This is a genomic window from Pseudomonas sp. CCC3.1 (assembly GCF_034347405.1).
Classification (GTDB): Bacteria; Pseudomonadota; Gammaproteobacteria; order Pseudomonadales; family Pseudomonadaceae; genus Aquipseudomonas.
The window spans coordinates 4,694,267-4,711,638 of the sequence record NZ_CP133778.1 but is presented as its reverse complement, the minus strand read 5'-3'; the positions used below and the strand labels follow the sequence as shown (position 1 = coordinate 4,711,638).

Here is a 17,372-nt window from a genome sequence, read left to right as displayed (position 1 = left end):
TTTCCCGTTTCAATACGCGTATGCCAAACTAACCCGCATATAGACAAGGTGAAAACTATCTAATGGCCGATTGGCAGACCCTCGATCCCGAGGCCGCACGTGAAGCGGAAAAATACGAAAACCCTATCCCTAGCCGCGAGCTGATCCTTCAGCACCTGGCCGAACGCGGCTCGCCTGCTGCTCGCGAGCAGTTGGTAGAAGAGTTTGGTCTGACGACAGAAGACCAAATTGAAGCCCTGCGTCGTCGCCTGCGCGCGATGGAACGCGATGCTCAACTGATTTACACCCGCCGGGGCACCTATGCGCCGGTGGACAAACTCGACCTGATTCTCGGCCGCATCAGTGGTCACCGCGATGGCTTCGGCTTCTTGATCCCGGATGACGGCAGTGACGACCTGTTCATGAGTCCGTCGCAAATGCGTCTGGTATTCGATGGCGACCGTGCGCTGGCCCGTGTTTCGGGTCTGGACCGTCGTGGTCGTCGTGAAGGCGTGATTGTTGAAGTGGTCTCGCGTGCTCACGAAACTATCGTGGGTCGCTACTTCGAAGAAGGCGGTATTGGCTTTGTAGTGGCCGATAACCCGAAAATCCAGCAGGAAGTGCTGGTAACGCCGGGCCGCAATGCGGGCGCGAAGGTTGGGCAGTTCGTTGAAGTGAAGATCACTCACTGGCCGACCCCGCGCTTCCAGCCGCAGGGTGATGTGCTTGAAGTGGTGGGCAACTATATGGCGCCCGGCATGGAAATCGACATCGCGCTGCGCACCTACGATATTCCTCACGTCTGGCCAGAGGCTGTGCTTAAAGAAGCTGGCCGCCTGAAGCCGGAAGTTGAAGAGAAAGACAAAGAGAAACGCATCGACCTGCGTCATCTGCCGTTCGTGACGATCGACGGCGAAGATGCTCGCGACTTCGATGATGCGGTGTACTGCGAAGCCAAGGCTGGCAAGCTGCGTCTGTTCTCGGGCGGCTGGAAGTTGTACGTGGCGATTGCCGACGTTTCCAGCTACGTGAAAATTGGTTCGGCGCTGGACGCAGAAGCTCAGGTACGCGGTAACTCGGTGTACTTCCCTGAGCGTGTGATCCCGATGCTGCCAGAGCAGCTGTCCAACGGCCTGTGCTCCCTGAACCCGAAAGTCGACCGTTTGGCCATGGTATGCGAGATGACTATCTCCAAAACCGGCGAAATGACCGACTACAAGTTCTATGAGGCGGTGATTCACTCTCAAGCGCGACTGACCTACAACAAAGTCAGCACCATCCTTGAGCAGCCGAAAACCAGCGAAGCCAAGCAACTGCGCAGCGAATACGCTGACGTTGTGCCGCACCTCAAGCAGTTGTACTCGCTGTACAAGGTGTTGCTGGCCGCTCGTCATACCCGTGGCGCGATTGATTTTGAAACCCAGGAAACCCGAATCATCTTCGGCTCCGAGCGCAAAATCGCTGAAATTCGCCCAACCACGCGTAACGACGCGCACAAGTTGATCGAAGAATGCATGCTGGCAGCCAACGTGGCCACCGCTGAGTTCCTCAAGAAGCACGAAATTCCTGCGCTGTACCGCGTGCACGATGGTCCGCCACCTGAGCGTCTGGAAAAACTCCGCGCGTTCCTCGGTGAGCTGGGTCTGACCCTGCACAAAGGTAAAGATGGCCCGTCGCCGAAGGACTATCAGGCGCTGCTTGAAACCATCAAGGACCGTCCGGATTTCCATCTGATCCAGACCGTGATGCTGCGCTCGTTGAGCCAGGCGGTGTACAGCGCTGACAATCAGGGCCACTTCGGCCTGAATTACGAAGCCTATACGCACTTCACTTCGCCGATTCGTCGCTACCCGGACTTGCTCACTCACCGGGCGATTCGCAGTGTCATCCATTCCAAGCAGGATACCCCGCACGTTCTGCGTGCTGGCGCGATGACCATTCCTAAAGCGCGTATTTACCCGTACGACGAAGCGATCCTGGAGCAGCTCGGCGAGCAGTGCTCGATGAGTGAGCGCCGTGCCGACGAAGCCACGCGTGACGTGACCAACTGGCTCAAGTGCGAGTTCATGAAGGATCGCGTTGGCGAGACGTTCCCGGGTGTCGTCACAGCCGTGACCGGCTTTGGTCTGTTTGTTGAGCTGACTGACATCTATGTAGAAGGCCTGGTCCACGTGACCGCCTTGCCGGGCGACTACTACCACTTCGATCCTGTGCATCACCGCTTGGCGGGCGAGCGCACCGGTCGTAGCTTCCGTTTGGGCGACACCGTCGAAGTGCGGGTTATGCGCGTCGACCTCGACGAACGCAAAATCGACTTCGAAATGGCTGAGAAAACCCTCAGCGCGCCGATTGGTCGCAAGAATCGTACAGGTGATGCACCTGCTGGCAAGAGCGCTGGCAAAAATGCCGGCAAGTCCGGTACCAAGGCGACCGAGCCGCCAGTTGAGGCTGCTAAACCAGCACGTCGCAGTGCACCGGCCAAAGCACCTAAAAAAACCACTGACGACGCTTACCGTTCAAGCGATGCCGCGGCTAAAAATGCCGAATTGCGCAAAAGTCGTGAATTGAAAAAGGCGCTGCTGGCCGATGCGAAAAGCGGCGGTCGGACATCGGAGCCGGGAAAGCCGGGAAGGGCAGCACCCGCTAAAGACGCGGGCAAGCCTTCCAAGCCAAGCAAACACCGCAAAGGCCCGCCAAAATCGGGCACCGCTCCTGCCGCCAAAAGCGGCGGGGCGCGCAAACCTAAGGTCAAACCATGAGTCAGTTGGAAAAAATCTACGGCATTCACGCTGTAGAAGCGTTGCTTCGTCACCACCCGAAACGCGTCAAGCAAGTGTGGCTGGCTGAAAGCCGCAACGATCCTCGCGTCCAGACTCTGGTTGCGCTGGCTGCTGAAAACCGGGTCGATGTTGGCCAGGCTGAGCGTCGCGAAATGGACGTTTGGGTTGAAGGCGTGCACCAGGGGGTCGTGGCTGAAGTCAGTCCGAGCCAGGTGTGGGGCGAGGCCATGCTCAACGAATTGCTCGATCGCACGGAAGGCGCTCCGCTGATTCTGGTGCTGGACGGCGTGACCGATCCGCACAACTTGGGTGCTTGCCTGCGTACCGCCGATGCGGCCGGTGCTTTGGCTGTTATCGTGCCCAAAGACAAGTCTGCAACGTTGACGCCTACTGTACGAAAAGTAGCCTGCGGCGCAGCGGAAGTCATTCCGTTGGTGGCCGTGACCAACCTTGCTGCAACCCTGAAAAAACTTCAGCAGCGCGGTCTGTGGATCGTGGGCACGGCGGGTGAAGCCGAGCAGGAGCTGTACGAGCAAGACCTGACGGGCCCGACCATCCTGATCATGGGCGCAGAAGGCAAAGGCATGCGTCGCCTGACCCGTGAGCATTGCGACTACCTGGTGCGTCTGCCGATGGCAGGCAGCGTCAGCAGCCTGAACGTCTCGGTAGCGACGGGCGTATGCCTGTTCGAAGCCTTGCGTCAGCGCAGCGTCAAAGCCAAGGCACCAGCGAAAAAGAAATAAGCCAAACCTGCGTAAACCCTGTAGCCGCTACCGAAGGCTGCGATCGAGTGCGAAGCGCTCGGCTTGACGGTCTAGGTCTGCGGCCTTATCGCAGCCTGCGGCAACGGCTACAGGGGTTGGATGATTAAGATTGTTCAAATAATCACCAATCACCTTGCACCTCTCTTGTCCCTTCTCTACAATTGCGCCCCTTGCCGTCATGGCGGGCGCATATGTGCCTCTCTAGGCAAGACACACAAGTGTCATTCACTCCTTGTCTGACCGCTTTTTAGTTAGCGGCAGGCTACAACCCGTAAGGAGCATTCATGCGTCATTACGAAATCATCTTTTTGGTCCACCCGGATCAAAGCGAACAAGTCGGCGGCATGGTAGAGCGTTACACCAAGCTGATCGAAGAAGACGGCGGCAAAATCCACCGTCTGGAAGATTGGGGCCGTCGTCAACTGGCCTACGCAATCAACAATGTTCACAAGGCTCACTACGTGATGCTGAACGTTGAGTGCACTGGCAAAGCCCTGGCTGAGCTGGAAGACAACTTCCGTTACAACGATGCTGTGATCCGTAACCTGGTCATCCGTCGCGACGAAGCCGTAACTGGCCAGTCCGAGATGCTCAAGGCTGAAGAGAACCGCAGTGAGCGCCGTGAGCGTCGTGACCGTCCTGAGCATTCTGACAGCGCCGATGGCGATGACAGCGATAACAGCGACGCCAGCGATAACGCTGACGAGTAATCCACGGACCTTTTGAGGAGCCAATTACATGGCACGTTTCTTCCGTCGTCGTAAATTCTGCCGCTTCACTGCAGAAGAAGTGAAAGAGATCGATTACAAAGATCTCAACACTCTGAAAGCTTACGTATCCGAGACCGGCAAAATTGTTCCAAGCCGCATCACCGGTACTAAAGCTCGTTATCAGCGTCAGCTGGCCACCGCTATCAAGCGCGCCCGCTTCCTGGCCCTGCTGGCCTACACCGACAGCCACGGCCGCTGAGACCGGGCAGTCGACAGGTAGTAAAGGATTGAATGCATGCGTGCCCTAGCTGAGTTCATCATGCGAGGCCGTGTGCAGGCCGCGTTAATCGTGGCCGGATGTGCGGCATTGCCGTTTTTGTTCTGGTTGAGTGCTGCTGCGGGGTGCCTTGTGCTCCTGCGGCGCGGTCCGAGAGATGCCTTGAGCATCCTCTCATGGGCTTTACTGCCGGCCTTGGTCTGGTGGTTTATGGGCGAACCGCGCACCTTGATGGTGCTGCTGGGAACCCTGGGATTGGCGATGATGTTACGCGCCGGTCAGCCCTGGTATCGCGTGCTGCTGGTCAGCGTAGCGTTGGGTGTGGTGTATGGCGTGATCCTGGGTACGGTTTTCCGCGAACCCATTGGTGCGATGGCGCAGGAGTTGGAAAAACTTCTGCCGCAGGTCCTCAATGGTCTCTACGACAAGTTATCTGACGTAGAGCGAGCGCGCCTTGGAGCACTGATTGCACCCGTCCTCACCGGTTTGATTGCAGCTTTGATGCAGGTCGTCAGCGTGCTAAGCCTGATACTTGGGCGTTATTGGCAAGCGCTGTTGTACAACCCGGGCGGTTTTGCCAGCGAATTTCGCAGCATCCGCCTACCGCTAGGTCCAGCGTTACTGTTGCTGGCGTGCATGCTTGTAGGACCGAACTTCGGTCCGCAAATGGCCATGCTCACGCCGTTGTGCAGCGTAGCGTTGTTCTTCGCCGGGCTGGCCCTGATACACGGGCTGGTGGCGCAAAAGCGACTGGCCAAGTTTTGGCTGGTGGGGTTGTACGTCACGCTGTTGCTGTTTATGCAGCTGATCTATCCGTTGCTCGTGGTTTTGGCCATTGTCGACAGCCTGATTGATTTTCGCGGACGTCTGGCGCCGAAAGACGCTGATAAAGGCTCTGCGGACGGTGAAGGTTAAAAGTTAAGAGGATTTTCACATGCAACTGATCCTTCTGGAAAAAGTCGCAAACCTGGGCAACCTGGGCGACAAAGTAAATGTTAAGGCCGGTTACGGTCGTAACTACCTGCTGCCGTACGGCAAAGCTACCGCTGCAACCGCTGCCAACCTGGCTGCGTTTGAAGAGCGTCGTGCTGAGCTGGAACAAGCAGCAGCTGACAAGAAAGCTTCGGCTGAAACACGCGCTGCCCAACTGGCTGAGCTGGAAGTGACTATCACTGCCACCGCTGGTGACGAAGGCAAGCTGTTCGGTTCGATCGGCACCCACGACATCGCTGATGCACTGACCGCCTCTGGCGTTGAAGTTGCAAAAAGCGAAGTTCGTCTGCCGAACGGCACTATCCGCAACGTTGGCGAATTCGACGTGGCTGTGCACCTGCACGCCGAAGTTGAAGCAACCGTACGCGTTGTTGTGGTAGCTGCTTAAGCAGTCTTAACTGACTGGCACCTTGTGTGCTGGACGGTTAACATCGGGCACGATCCTGTTTACAGGTCGTGCCCTTTGTCTTTCTGCAGTACCTGATTTTCAAATCCCTGCTTTTCCTGAACAACCAAGTGGCCATGAACGATATCTCCGCTCCTGAGCAATACGACCTGCAAACCGCTGCCCTGAAGGTGCCGCCGCATTCCATCGAGGCCGAACAGGCCGTGCTCGGTGGCTTGATGCTGGACAACAACGCCTGGGAACGCGTGTTGGATCAGGTTTCGGACGGTGATTTCTATCGACATGACCATCGCCTGATTTTCCGTGCCATCGCCAAGCTGGCAGACCAGAACTCCCCGATCGACGTCGTGACCCTTGCCGAGCAATTGGACAAGGAAGGTCAGACCTCACAAGTCGGTGGCCTGGGCTACCTCGGCGAGCTGGCCAAAAACACCCCGTCGGTCGCCAACATCAAGGCGTATGCGCAGATCGTGCGCCAGCGGGCGACCTTGCGGCAGCTCATCGGCATCAGCACCGAAATCGCCGACAGCGCGTTCAACCCTGAAGGGCGCAGCGCTGAAGAGATTCTCGACGAAGCTGAGCGGCAGATCTTTGCGATTGCCGAGGCCCGGCCAAAAACCGGCGGCCCGGTCAGCGTCAACGACCTGCTGACCAAAGCCATCGACCGCATCGACACCCTGTTCAACACCGACAATGCCATCACTGGCCTGTCCACTGGCTACACCGACCTGGATGGCATGACCAGCGGCTTGCAACCTGCGGACTTGATCATCGTCGCCGGTCGTCCGTCGATGGGTAAAACCACCTTTGCGATGAACCTGGTTGAAAACGCCGTATTGCGCAGTGAAAAAGCGGTACTGGTTTACTCGCTGGAGATGCCAGGTGAATCGCTGATCATGCGTATGTTGTCGTCGCTTGGGCGCATCGACCAGACCAAGGTCCGTGCCGGTCGCCTTGAAGATGATGATTGGCCGCGCCTGACCTCGGCGGTCAACCTGCTCAACGACCGCAAGCTGTTCATCGATGACACTGCGGGCATCAGCCCTTCGGAAATGCGCGCGCGTACCCGGCGTCTGGTGCGTGAACACGGCGACATCGGCCTGATCATGATCGACTACCTGCAACTGATGCAGATCCCGGGCTCGGGCGGTGATAACCGCACCAACGAAATCTCCGAGATCTCGCGTTCCTTGAAAGCCCTGGCCAAGGAATTCAATTGCCCGGTCGTGGCGCTCTCGCAGCTCAACCGCTCCCTTGAGCAGCGCCCCAACAAGCGCCCGATCAACTCCGACTTGCGTGAGTCCGGAGCCATCGAGCAGGATGCTGACGTGATCATGTTCGTGTACCGGGACGAGGTGTACCACCCCGAGACCGAGCACAAAGGCATTGCCGAAATCATCATCGGCAAGCAGCGTAACGGCCCCATCGGCACCACGCGGCTGGCGTTTATCGGCAAATACACACGCTTCGAGAATCTGGCGCCGGGCAGTTACAACTTCGACGACGACTAACCACCCGGCCCCCTAGCCTTTGTGGGAGCCTCCAATTCCGACCATCGCCGTCGGAATTGGTTGTTTTTTGTGCTATATTCCGCGCCCGCGAATTTCTTGCGAAATGACGCGCCCTCTTTTCTGCACTCAACACCGGTCATCGACATGCAAGCAGCCAAGCCTTTATTTGACTATCCGAAGTACTGGGCCGAATGTTTCGGTCCAGCACCATTCCTGCCAATGAGCAGGGAGGAGATGGATCAGCTTGGCTGGGATTCATGCGACATCATCATCGTGACCGGTGATGCTTACGTCGATCATCCTTCGTTCGGCATGGCCATCATTGGTCGTTTGCTGGAGTCCCAGGGCTTTCGCGTGGGCATCATTGCTCAGCCTGACTGGCAGTCCAAAGACGACTTCATGAAGCTGGGCGAGCCGAACCTGTTCTTCGGCGTTGCTGCCGGCAACATGGACTCGATGATCAACCGTTACACCGCCGACAAGAAAATCCGTTCCGATGACGCCTACACCCCGGGTGGCATGGCTGGCAAACGTCCGGATCGCGCAAGCCTGGTTTACAGCCAGCGCTGTAAAGAAGCCTACAAGCATGTGCCGATCGTACTCGGCGGCATTGAAGCCTCCTTGCGCCGCATTGCGCACTACGATTACTGGCAAGACCGCATACGCAACTCGATCCTGATCGACGCCTGCGCCGACATTCTGTTGTACGGCAACGCCGAGCGCGCGATTGTTGAGGTCGCCCAGCGCCTGTCTTACGGCCACAAGATCGAAGACATTACCGACGTTCGCGGCACCGCGTTCATCCGTCGTGATACACCCAAAGACTGGTACGAAGTCGACTCCACGCGTATCGACCGTCCGGGCAAGATCGACAAGATCATCAACCCGTACGTGAACACCCAAGACACTCAGGCGTGTGCCATCGAGCAAGAAAAAGGTCCGGTTGAAGACCCGAACGAAGCCAAAGTGGTGCAAATTCTGGCCAGCCCGCGCATGACCCGTGACAAGACGGTCATTCGTCTGCCATCGGTTGAGAAAGTGCGTAACGACTCGGTTCTGTATGCCCACGCCAACCGCGTGTTGCACCTTGAAACCAACCCGGGTAACGCCCGCGCGCTGGTGCAAAAGCACGGCGAAGTGGACGTGTGGTTCAACCCGCCACCGATCCCGATGACCACCGAAGAAATGGACTACGTGTTTGGCATGCCTTACGCGCGCGTTCCGCATCCTGCGTACGGCAAGGAAAAAATCCCGGCCTACGACATGATCCGCTTCTCGGTGAACATCATGCGCGGCTGCTTTGGTGGCTGCACCTTCTGCTCGATCACCGAGCACGAAGGCCGGATCATCCAGAACCGTTCTGAAGAGTCGATCATTCGTGAAATCGAAGAGATTCGCGACAAAGTGCCAGGTTTCACCGGGGTCATTTCCGACCTCGGCGGCCCGACCGCGAACATGTACCGCATCGCCTGCAAAACCCCGGAAATCGAATCCGCGTGTCGCAAGCCATCGTGCGTGTTCCCTGGCATTTGCCCGAACCTGAACACCGACCACTCGTCGCTGATTCAGTTGTATCGCAGCGCCCGTGCCTTGCCGGGTGTGAAGAAAATCCTGATCGCCTCCGGCCTGCGTTATGACCTTGCGGTCGAATCGCCGGAGTACGTGAAAGAGCTGGTGACCCACCACGTGGGTGGTTACCTCAAGATCGCCCCGGAACACACCGAGGAAGGTCCGCTCAACCAAATGATGAAGCCGGGCATTGGCAGCTATGACAAGTTCAAGCGCATGTTCGAGAAGTACACCAAGGAAGCAGGCAAAGAGCAGTACCTGATCCCGTACTTCATTGCTGCGCACCCTGGCACCAAAGACGAAGACATGATGAACCTTGCGCTGTGGCTCAAGGGCAATGGCTTCCGTGCTGACCAGGTGCAGGCGTTCTACCCGTCGCCGATGGCCACCGCCACTGCGATGTACCACTCGGGCAAAAACCCGCTGCGCAAAGTCACGTACAAAAGCGACTCGGTGGTGATCGTCAAGAGCGAAGAGCAACGCCGTCTGCACAAGGCGTTTTTGCGCTACCACGACCCGAAAGGCTGGCCAATGCTGCGTGAAGCGCTGACCCGCATGGGCCGTGCTGACCTGATCGGCTCGGGCAAAGATCAGTTGATTCCGCTGCATCAACCGGCGACTGACAGCTACCAGAGTGCGCGTCGCAAGAACTCGACACCTGCTGGCAGCCACAAGGTTGCGGGTGAGAAAACCACCAAAATCCTGACCCAGCACACCGGCTTGCCGCCGCGTGCCAGCGATGGCGGCAACCCGTGGGACAAGCGCGAGCAGGCCAAGGCCGCTGCATTTGCCCGTAACAAACAGGCTGCCAAAGAGCGTCAGGAAGCTGCCAAAGGCGGCAAAGGCAAAAAACCGACCCGTAAGCCGGTAGTGCCGCGCTAAATCGACGGATCACATGAATCCTGTGGGAGCCGGCTTGCCGGCGATAGCATCCGTGCGCTGTCTAAGGTAGATCGCGGCGTCTGCATCGCTGGCAAGCCAGCTCCCACGTGGACCGATGATGTCAAAACCAACGCCAGCCTTCGGGCTGGCGTTGTGCATTTTGGCCCACTGAGAAGCCTTCCACGCGCATGCAGCCCATTTCGCATTGGCTGGTAGGGGGTTGGTCGTTTAAAGCGTCTGAGGGCGCTACAAGGGTGTCAGGACTGCTGCGAGGATCAACAGCGGGGCTGCTGATCCTGATCACAGATCCTGTGGGCCGGGTTGTGGATAACCGGGCCGAGGGCGTTACGCGTTGGGTGCTTGTTCTTCTGTGGCGCCGGTGTCGTCTTCGGCGACTTCATGTTCTGCGTCGACTTCCTGATCCGTTTCTACGATGCCGCCTTCAGCTGCTGCTTTCTTGCGCGCGAGCTTTTCCTCTTTCTTCTGCTCTTTAGCCAAGTCTCTTTGACGCTTAGCGAAGTTATAGTTTGGTTTGGCCATGGGCGATCCTCTGGGGGTCGAAGGTGAGGTTTAGCGGCGCGTATTCTGCCCTGTATTAGTGCTTAGCCGTTAGCTGGGTTTTTGCAAGGTGGCTGTTTGTGTTGAGAAGTCGACTCTACACCGCTCAAAAAGAACGATGTGGATTAAATCTCATAAAGCAAAGAATGGCCTAAGGTGACTGGCCCTGTGCTCGTTTGCCTGATAGAAGGTCATAACAAAAACGTCATAACGTGACGTGGATCATTGGAGCCGAGACTGTTTTCATGCATCCTGTATACAAATAATGGATTTTTTGTACCCTACCTTGGAGAAAACCCATGTTTGCCAAAGTTGTTGCGGTATCCCTTTTGACGCTGGCCAGCGGCCAATTGCTCGCTGCAGAGTGCAAGGTCGAAGTCGATTCGACTGACCAAATGTCGTTTACCACCAAAGCTATCGAAATCGACAAGTCGTGCAAAACGTTCACCGTAGAACTGAAGCACTCTGGCAGCTTGCCAAAAACCGTGATGGGTCATAACTGGGTACTGAGCAAAGAAGCTGACATGCAGCCGATTGCCACTGATGGCCTTAGCGCTGGCATCGACAAAAGCTACCTCAAAGACGGCGACACTCGCGTCATTGCGCACACCAAGATCATTGGCGCTGGCGAGACCGACTCCGTGACCTTCGATGTTTCCAAGCTCAACGCGGATGAGAAATATGGCTTCTTCTGCTCGTTCCCAGGCCATATCTCGATGATGAAAGGCACTGTCACCCTTAAATAAAAATCTGACGTGCTGACTGAGCAGCCCTGACGCGCCTTGCGCCGTCAGGGCTGTTTGCGTTCAGGGTCAGGCTTTTGAGTCGGTCATCTTGAAAATGCCCTGAGCGTTACTGCTGTCGAAATTCAGATCAATGCGCCCGCTGTCCGGGTCGACCTTGCGCTGAATAAACTCCACGAACGAGCCGGGCACCTGATGTTCGTGGCTTTGGCCTTGGGCATCGATCAACTCGCGGGTGACGGTGCAGGCGCGATAAGCGGTCTGCATGACCCGCCCCGAGGCTGAGACTTCAATGCTGTCCTTCATCGGCCGTTGCAGATCGCGCTGCTGAGCGACGCAGGCCTCCAGATCCTGCACGCGGTCTGTCAGGTGATTGAAGCTGTTGCCTTCGGTGGCAATCCAGGCCATTTCTGCGCTCTCATTGAGCAGGCACTGATAGTCCACCTCGTGCACCACGCCATGCTGGCGGTCAAAGGCTCGATGCAACACGGGCAACAGGCTGCGGGCTTCGTCCAGGCTGCAATGGCGGGTGAGGCTCAGGCGATTGAGCAGGCCCAGGTGTTCGGGGTGTAGCGGGTCCAGACTGGAGCTGACCACGCGGCTGACGGCTTGCTGAAACACCTCGCTAAAACGCCCCGGATGCAATTCCGAGACAAAGAACTGTGCGATGTCTTCCGGCAGATCCATCTGGCGATAGCCCCAGCCCGTCATATTCAGCTTGGTCAGCGGATAGGTGCGTACATCGGTAAAGCCCAGCGGCTCCAGCAAGCGTGAAAATGCCAGACGCCCACGCGGCAGTTGGCCGTTGTTGGGCCAGTCCACCGTGCGAATCGCTCCATGGTCAAACACCACTTTGCGCCCTTGCCGGGCTTGTTCTTCGACATAGCGTCGGCCGTCCGGTACGGCATTCACTAGCGTATGAAACAGACACAGATTCAGCGCTTGCGCGAGCCACACGCGATGCAGCGCCTGTTCGCTCCAGTTAAAACGCTGTAACGCTTCTGGCACCTCGACATGCTCGCGCAACCAATGAGCCGTTGGCTGATCGAGTGCAGACTCGACCAGAGAGAACAAACCATCAAAAGAAGACATGGGGCAGGGCTCTGACGACGAAATAGACGTCTATCAAAGCCTTTGAGAGGAGGGGCGACAAGCGAAAAAAAATGCGGGGTTCATTCCGTTAATTCATACGCAAAAAAACGCTGTAGCCGCTGCCGCAGGTAATGCCAGTCAGTTAAGCGAACGCTGTTTTGAATGCAGCGAGAAACCTGTGGGAGTCTGGCTTGCCAGCGATGCAGGCGATGCGGTTTTTCTGTTAAACCGCGCCGATACTTTCGCGGGCAAGCCCGCTCCCACAGGGGATGTGCGTTAAGCGAAGCTTATCGCAGCCTGCGGCAGCGGCTACAACGATTCTGCGTCACGCATCAAGGCGCGAACGGCATTTCACGCTTGTGGTGGGTCTTTTCATACGTGCTGCGAATGATGTTGAACGCCTTTTCACTCACCGGCTCGCCATGCAAGAACGCATCAATCTCGGCGTAGGTCACGCCGTGCGACGCTTCATCAGGCTTGCCCGGCTCCAGGTCTTCCAGGTCCGCTGTCGGGACTTTTTCGACCAGCGACTCGGGCGCACCCAAATGCCGCGCAATGGCCCGTACCTGGTTCTTCACCAGCCCGCTGAGCGGTGCCAGATCGCAGGAACCATCGCCGAACTTGGTGAAAAAGCCCATCACCGCCTCTGCCGCGTGGTCGGTACCGATCACCAGCCCGCCTGTCGCGCCCGCGATGGTGTACTGCGCCACCATGCGCATGCGCGCCTTGGTGTTGCCCAATACGAAATCCACGGTCGCAGGGGGCTTGCCTTCAAACGCCGTAATTTCGCCAGCCAGTGCTTTGACTGCCGGTCCGATGTTCACGGTCTGGCGCTCATCCGGCTTGATAAAGTCGACCGCCGCAGTGGCATCGGCTTCGTCGTGCTGCACGCCGTAAGGCAGACGCACAGCGATAAAACGGTATGCCTGATCGCCGGTTTGCTCGCGCAACTGCTCAACGGCACGCTGAGCCATGAGCCCTGCGGTCAACGAATCGACGCCGCCGCTGATGCCCAGCACCAGGGTCTTGAGCCTGGCGTTGTGCAGGCAGCACTGAATAAAGGTGATGCGCCGTGCAACCTCGGCCTCAAGGGCGGCGGTGTCTTTGAACGGCGGTTGGACCTTGAGATCTTCAGCAATCTGACGCTGTACGGCCTGCATGATTCACTCCTTGGAGGATTGTTCAGGAATATGGAAAACGTGGCGCAAGTAGGCGGCGAAATTCGGATCGGAGCAATGGGTCTTGCCCGGCTCATCCGAGATCTTGGCCACTGGCGAGCCATTACAGGCGGTCATTTTAAGCACGATGCTCATCGGCTCGACACCCGGAATGTCACAGGTCAGGTTAGTTCCGATGCCAAAACTGACATTGATTCTGCCGCGCAACGCCCGGAAAATCTCCAGTGCGCGGGGCAAGGTCAGGCTGTCGGAAAACACCAGGGTCTTGCTCATCGGATCAATGCCCAGCCGGTGGTAATGCGCGATGCATTTTTCGGCCCACACCACCGGGTCGCCCGAGTCGTGGCGCAAGCCGTCAAACAGCTTGGCAAAGTACAGATCAAAATCAGCCAGAAAGGCGTCAGTGGTGATGCAATCGGTCAGGGCAATGCCCAGCAGGCCGCGGTATTCACGCACCCAGCAATCGAGCGCAGCGCTCTGGCTGTCGATCAGTCGCGGGCCCAGTTGCTGATGCGCCATGATCCATTCGTGGGCCATGGTGCCCAGCGGTTTCATGTCCAGTTCGCGGGACAGGTTGACGTTGCTGGTGCCGACAAAGCGCCCAGGGAAATCGTGCTTGAGTACCGTGACCACTTCTTCCTGCACGCGGTACGAAAACCGGCGACGCGTGCCGAAATCGGCCACTTGCAACTCGGATAGTTCGTCATCGTTGGCGTTGGCCTGTAGCCAGTCGAACTTGCGATACAACTGCTCGCGGGCCTGGGATAGCACAGTGCCCGCATAGCGCGAGCGGTTGCGCACCTCACTGACAATCGACAGCATCGGCACTTCAAACAAAATCACATGCAGCCACGGCCCACGCAGACGGATAAACAGCTCGCCGTTTTCGATCCCGGTGTGCACGTAGCGCATGTTGAAGCGAAACAGCCCCAGAAAGCGGATGAAATCGGGCTTCATAAAGGTGATCCGCTCCAGAAACCCGAGCTGATCCGGCGTCATGCTCAATTCGGCCAGTCGTTCGATCTGATGGCGAATCTCGCTCAAGTACGGGCGCAAGTCCTCGCTGTTACGGCAGCGGAACTCCCATTCGACTTCAACGTTGGGGTAGTTGTGCAGCACCGCCTGCATCATGGTCAATTTGTAGAAGTCGGTGTCGAGCAGGTTCTGCACGATGCGATCGGCAAATACACTCTCGCTCATAACGGCAATCTCCATGCTGCGCGTGCCTTGATTGCCACGGCGTTCAGCTTTTTCAATGAATGGCGCTAGTGGCTCATATCCGCAGGCCCTTTTGCCAGCGGTTTTTTTCTCTCATCTGTTGGGGCGTCTTCCAAGTGTTCCATCATCCACGTCACAAACGCCTTCACCTTGGGTACGCCCGCCGAATGCTCAGGGTAGGCCAGGTAATACGCGTCGCGACTTGGCAGCCTGTGCTGCCAGGCAATGACCAGCTTGCCGTCAGTCAATTCTTCTTCGACCAGAAACCGAGGCAGCAGCGCCACGCCGCAACCAACCTGGGCTGCGCGAATGCACATATAAAAGGTTTCGAAGCGCGGCCCGTGATAGCTGTGGTCGGTGTGGTAGCCCTGACTCTCAAACCATTCATGCCACGCCTGTGGGCGCGAGGCGTTTTGCAGCAAGACCAGGTCGGTCAGTTGCGTCGGGTCGGTGAACGGGTGGCTTGGCAAGCTTGAGGGCGCGCAGACCGCCACCAGCTCTTCGCCAAACAGCTTCACGCATTCGGTGCCGGGCCGTGAGCCCTGGCCAAAATAAAACGCCAGATCGCTTCGGCCTTGCAGCAATTCGTCAGCAGGCTGCTCGTTGCACACATCCAGATGAATATGGGGATGGCGCAATCGCCAGCCCTTGAGGCGTGGCATCAGCCAGCGTGCGCCGAAGGTCGAGGGTGTCGACACACGCAGCACCTCGGTTTCGCCGCCGTAAGAGCGCAGCGTGTGGGTCGACATCTCGACTTGGGTCAGGATTTTTCGGACTTCTACCAGGTACAAATCCCCGGCAGGCGTGAGTTGCAGGCGGCGACGCACGCGGCGAAACAGCAAATGCTGGAGCAGTTCTTCCAGCTGTGCGACCTGTTTGCTGACGGCACTCTGGGTCAGGTTCAGTTCTTCGGCCGCGCGGGTGAAGCTCAGGTGCCGGGTCACTGCCTCAAAACACTGCAAGGCGGTGATCGATGGCAGATAGCGCTTGTTGAGCATGCAGACCCCCCAGGTTCTAGTTGTTTGCCGACTTTACTCGCCCAGCATGAATTTTCGGAATGATATCTCGCTTAAAGGTCGTTTGTTACCACCGGGTGAGCCAGCTACAACTAACGGCCTGAAAACCATTTTTAAGTTGAAGGAGTGCCCCATGGTTGCTGCATTACTGGATCGTCTTGGTGTGAACCCCGCGCTGTACCAACAGGGTAAACAGCCGGTACACACACCGATTGATGGCAGCCAGATTGGCGCCGTGCAGTGGGAAGGGGCCGCCGAGGCCGAGCAACACGTGACCCGCGCCGAGCATGCATTCGAGGCCTGGCGCAAGGTGCCCGCCCCGCGCCGTGGCGAACTGGTGCGCCAATTCGGTGATTTGCTGCGTGAGTACAAGACCGATCTGGGCGAGCTGGTGTCGTGGGAAGCGGGCAAAATTACCCAGGAAGGCCTGGGCGAAGTACAGGAAATGATCGACATCTGCGACTTCGCCGTCGGTCTGTCGCGCCAACTGTATGGGTTGACCATTGCCTCGGAGCGCCCAGGTCACCACATGCGCGAAACCTGGCACCCGCTGGGCGTGGTTGGCGTGATCAGTGCGTTCAACTTCCCGGTTGCCGTCTGGGCGTGGAACACCACGCTGGCGCTGGTCTGCGGCAACGCCGTGATCTGGAAACCCTCCGAAAAGACCCCTCTCACTGCGCTGGCCTGTCAGGCGCTGTTTGACCGGGTACTGAACAAATTTACCGACGCGCCCAAGTACCTGAGCCAAGTGATCATCGGCGGCCGTGAGGCGGGCGAAGCCTTGGTGGATGACCCGCGTGTGGCGCTGATCAGTGCCACCGGCAGCACCCGCATGGGCCGCGAAGTGGCGCCAAAAATTGCGGCACGCTTTGCCCGCAGCATTCTTGAACTGGGCGGCAACAACGCCATGATCCTCGGCCCAAGTGCCGACCTGGACATGGCCGTGCGCGCCATCCTGTTCAGCGCCGTGGGCACGGCCGGTCAGCGTTGCACCAGCCTGCGCCGCTTGATCGCGCATGAGTCGGTCAAAGAAGAAATCGTCACCCGGCTTAAGGCCGCTTATTCCAAGGTGCGCATTGGCCACCCGCTGGAAGGCAACCTGGTCGGCCCGCTGATCGACAAACACAGCTTTGAAAACATGCAAGACGCTCTGGAACAAGCCTTGAGCGAAGGCGGGCGAGTATTCGGCGGCGAGCGCCAATTGGCCAGCCAATACCCGAATGCGTACTACGTGGCCCCGGCGATTGTCGAAATGCCGGAACAGAGTGAAGTGGTGTGCCACGAAACCTTCGCCCCGATCCTGTATGTGGTTGGCTACAACGACTTTGCCGAGGCGCTGCGCCTCAACAACGCCGTGCCGCAAGGGCTGTCGTCGTGCATCTTCACCACTGACGTGCGTGAGGCTGAGCAATTCATGTCGGCGGTCGGCAGTGACTGCGGCATCGCCAACGTCAACATCGGGCCGAGCGGGGCTGAAATTGGCGGTGCGTTTGGTGGCGAAAAAGAGACGGGCGGCGGCCGTGAGTCGGGTTCCGATGCGTGGCGCGGCTACATGCGGCGTCAGACCAACACCGTGAACTACTCACTGGAACTGCCGCTGGCGCAGGGTATTACGTTCGATTGAGGTCATTCTGTAGGAGCGAGCTTTTAAAGATCAAAAGATCGCGAGGCAAGCTCGCTCCTACAGGGGCAGGTA

General features: G+C 57.9%; 15 protein-coding genes. 10 read left to right on the top strand and 5 right to left on the bottom strand.

The window, feature by feature from the left end:
* Positions 1-62 precede the first annotated feature (62 nt).
* The 8 genes from rnr to RHM56_RS20555 all read left to right on the top strand — a co-directional run bounded on the left by rnr (position 63) and on the right by RHM56_RS20555 (position 9,871).
* Positions 63-2,738: a ribonuclease R gene (gene rnr, locus RHM56_RS20590; RefSeq protein ID WP_322235561.1), complete on the top strand. Its 2,676-nt coding sequence runs from the start codon at positions 63-65 to the stop codon at positions 2,736-2,738.
* On the top strand, positions 2,735-3,502 hold the full coding sequence (gene rlmB, locus RHM56_RS20585; protein WP_322235559.1) for a 23S rRNA (guanosine(2251)-2'-O)-methyltransferase RlmB: 768 nt from the start codon (positions 2,735-2,737) through the stop codon (positions 3,500-3,502). Before rnr ends, rlmB begins: the two co-directional genes overlap by 4 nt.
* 305 nt (positions 3,503-3,807) lie before the next feature.
* Complete coding sequence (rpsF, locus tag RHM56_RS20580; RefSeq protein ID WP_003439045.1) at positions 3,808-4,233, top strand: 30S ribosomal protein S6; 426 nt, start codon at positions 3,808-3,810, stop codon at positions 4,231-4,233.
* 28 nt (positions 4,234-4,261) lie between these two features.
* Positions 4,262-4,492, top strand: a complete 231-nt coding sequence (gene rpsR / locus RHM56_RS20575; RefSeq protein WP_003171373.1) for a 30S ribosomal protein S18 — start codon at positions 4,262-4,264, stop codon at positions 4,490-4,492.
* A gap of 36 nt (positions 4,493-4,528) precedes the next feature.
* Complete coding sequence (locus RHM56_RS20570; protein WP_322235557.1) at positions 4,529-5,425, top strand: hypothetical protein; 897 nt, start codon at positions 4,529-4,531, stop codon at positions 5,423-5,425.
* Positions 5,426-5,444: 19 nt separating this feature from the next.
* Positions 5,445-5,891 carry a 50S ribosomal protein L9 gene (gene rplI, locus RHM56_RS20565; protein WP_003439047.1) on the top strand — a complete coding sequence of 149 codons (447 nt, stop codon included), beginning with the start codon at positions 5,445-5,447 and terminating at the stop codon, positions 5,889-5,891.
* 134 nt (positions 5,892-6,025) lie between these two features.
* The gene (dnaB, locus tag RHM56_RS20560; protein WP_016783319.1) at positions 6,026-7,420 is read left to right on the top strand and encodes a replicative DNA helicase; all 1,395 of its coding nucleotides are present in this window, start codon (positions 6,026-6,028) and stop codon (positions 7,418-7,420) included.
* Between the two features lie 144 nt (positions 7,421-7,564).
* Entirely contained in the window at positions 7,565-9,871 is a 2,307-nt protein-coding gene (locus tag RHM56_RS20555) for a YgiQ family radical SAM protein (RefSeq protein ID WP_322235555.1), read from the top strand.
* A gap of 345 nt (positions 9,872-10,216) precedes the next feature.
* Here RHM56_RS20555 and RHM56_RS20550 read toward each other — a convergent pair whose 3' ends face one another.
* Entirely contained in the window at positions 10,217-10,411 is a 195-nt protein-coding gene (locus RHM56_RS20550; RefSeq protein WP_322235553.1) for a hypothetical protein, read from the bottom strand.
* Positions 10,412-10,728: 317 nt separating this feature from the next.
* Here RHM56_RS20550 and azu point away from each other — a divergent pair, with 317 nt between their 5' ends.
* A complete protein-coding gene (gene azu, locus RHM56_RS20545) occupies positions 10,729-11,175 on the top strand; it encodes an azurin (RefSeq protein WP_322235551.1) in 447 nt (148 codons plus the stop codon).
* Positions 11,176-11,241: 66 nt separating this feature from the next.
* On the opposite strand, the gene RHM56_RS20540 is transcribed toward azu, so the two are convergent.
* The 4 genes from RHM56_RS20540 to RHM56_RS20525 form a co-directional block, all read right to left on the bottom strand.
* Positions 11,242-12,264: a DUF1338 domain-containing protein gene (locus tag RHM56_RS20540; RefSeq protein WP_322235549.1), complete on the bottom strand. Its 1,023-nt coding sequence runs from the start codon at positions 12,262-12,264 to the stop codon at positions 11,242-11,244.
* A gap of 332 nt (positions 12,265-12,596) precedes the next feature.
* Complete coding sequence (gene nadE / locus RHM56_RS20535; protein ID WP_322235547.1) at positions 12,597-13,424, bottom strand: ammonia-dependent NAD(+) synthetase; 828 nt, start codon at positions 13,422-13,424, stop codon at positions 12,597-12,599.
* A 3-nt stretch (positions 13,425-13,427) separates the two neighbouring features.
* Positions 13,428-14,642: a nicotinate phosphoribosyltransferase gene (pncB, locus tag RHM56_RS20530; protein WP_019408322.1), complete on the bottom strand. Its 1,215-nt coding sequence runs from the start codon at positions 14,640-14,642 to the stop codon at positions 13,428-13,430.
* A 65-nt stretch (positions 14,643-14,707) separates the two neighbouring features.
* Positions 14,708-15,658 carry a LysR family transcriptional regulator gene (locus RHM56_RS20525; protein ID WP_322235543.1) on the bottom strand — a complete coding sequence of 317 codons (951 nt, stop codon included), beginning with the start codon at positions 15,656-15,658 and terminating at the stop codon, positions 14,708-14,710.
* 151 nt (positions 15,659-15,809) lie between these two features.
* Between RHM56_RS20525 and RHM56_RS20520 the strand changes: the two genes are divergently transcribed.
* Entirely contained in the window at positions 15,810-17,300 is a 1,491-nt protein-coding gene (locus RHM56_RS20520) for an aldehyde dehydrogenase family protein (protein ID WP_322235540.1), read from the top strand.
* The last annotated feature ends 72 nt before the right edge of the window (positions 17,301-17,372 follow it).

What these genes read in the sequence shown, in the direction of transcription:
- rnr (WP_322235561.1), top strand. Translation starts at nt 63, where the DNA reads ATGGCCGATTGGCAGACCCTCGATCCCGAGGCCGCACGTGAAGCGGAA.
- rlmB (WP_322235559.1), top strand. Translation starts at nt 2,735, where the DNA reads ATGAGTCAGTTGGAAAAAATCTACGGCATTCACGCTGTAGAAGCGTTG.
- rpsF (WP_003439045.1), top strand. Translation starts at nt 3,808, where the DNA reads ATGCGTCATTACGAAATCATCTTTTTGGTCCACCCGGATCAAAGCGAA.
- rpsR (WP_003171373.1), top strand. Translation starts at nt 4,262, where the DNA reads ATGGCACGTTTCTTCCGTCGTCGTAAATTCTGCCGCTTCACTGCAGAA.
- RHM56_RS20570 (WP_322235557.1), top strand. Translation starts at nt 4,529, where the DNA reads ATGCGTGCCCTAGCTGAGTTCATCATGCGAGGCCGTGTGCAGGCCGCG.
- rplI (WP_003439047.1), top strand. Translation starts at nt 5,445, where the DNA reads ATGCAACTGATCCTTCTGGAAAAAGTCGCAAACCTGGGCAACCTGGGC.
- dnaB (WP_016783319.1), top strand. Translation starts at nt 6,026, where the DNA reads ATGAACGATATCTCCGCTCCTGAGCAATACGACCTGCAAACCGCTGCC.
- RHM56_RS20555 (WP_322235555.1), top strand. Translation starts at nt 7,565, where the DNA reads ATGCAAGCAGCCAAGCCTTTATTTGACTATCCGAAGTACTGGGCCGAA.
- RHM56_RS20550 (WP_322235553.1), bottom strand. Translation starts at nt 10,411, where the DNA reads ATGGCCAAACCAAACTATAACTTCGCTAAGCGTCAAAGAGACTTGGCT.
- azu (WP_322235551.1), top strand. Translation starts at nt 10,729, where the DNA reads ATGTTTGCCAAAGTTGTTGCGGTATCCCTTTTGACGCTGGCCAGCGGC.
- RHM56_RS20540 (WP_322235549.1), bottom strand. Translation starts at nt 12,264, where the DNA reads ATGTCTTCTTTTGATGGTTTGTTCTCTCTGGTCGAGTCTGCACTCGAT.
- nadE (WP_322235547.1), bottom strand. Translation starts at nt 13,424, where the DNA reads ATGCAGGCCGTACAGCGTCAGATTGCTGAAGATCTCAAGGTCCAACCG.
- pncB (WP_019408322.1), bottom strand. Translation starts at nt 14,642, where the DNA reads ATGAGCGAGAGTGTATTTGCCGATCGCATCGTGCAGAACCTGCTCGAC.
- RHM56_RS20525 (WP_322235543.1), bottom strand. Translation starts at nt 15,658, where the DNA reads ATGCTCAACAAGCGCTATCTGCCATCGATCACCGCCTTGCAGTGTTTT.
- RHM56_RS20520 (WP_322235540.1), top strand. Translation starts at nt 15,810, where the DNA reads ATGGTTGCTGCATTACTGGATCGTCTTGGTGTGAACCCCGCGCTGTAC.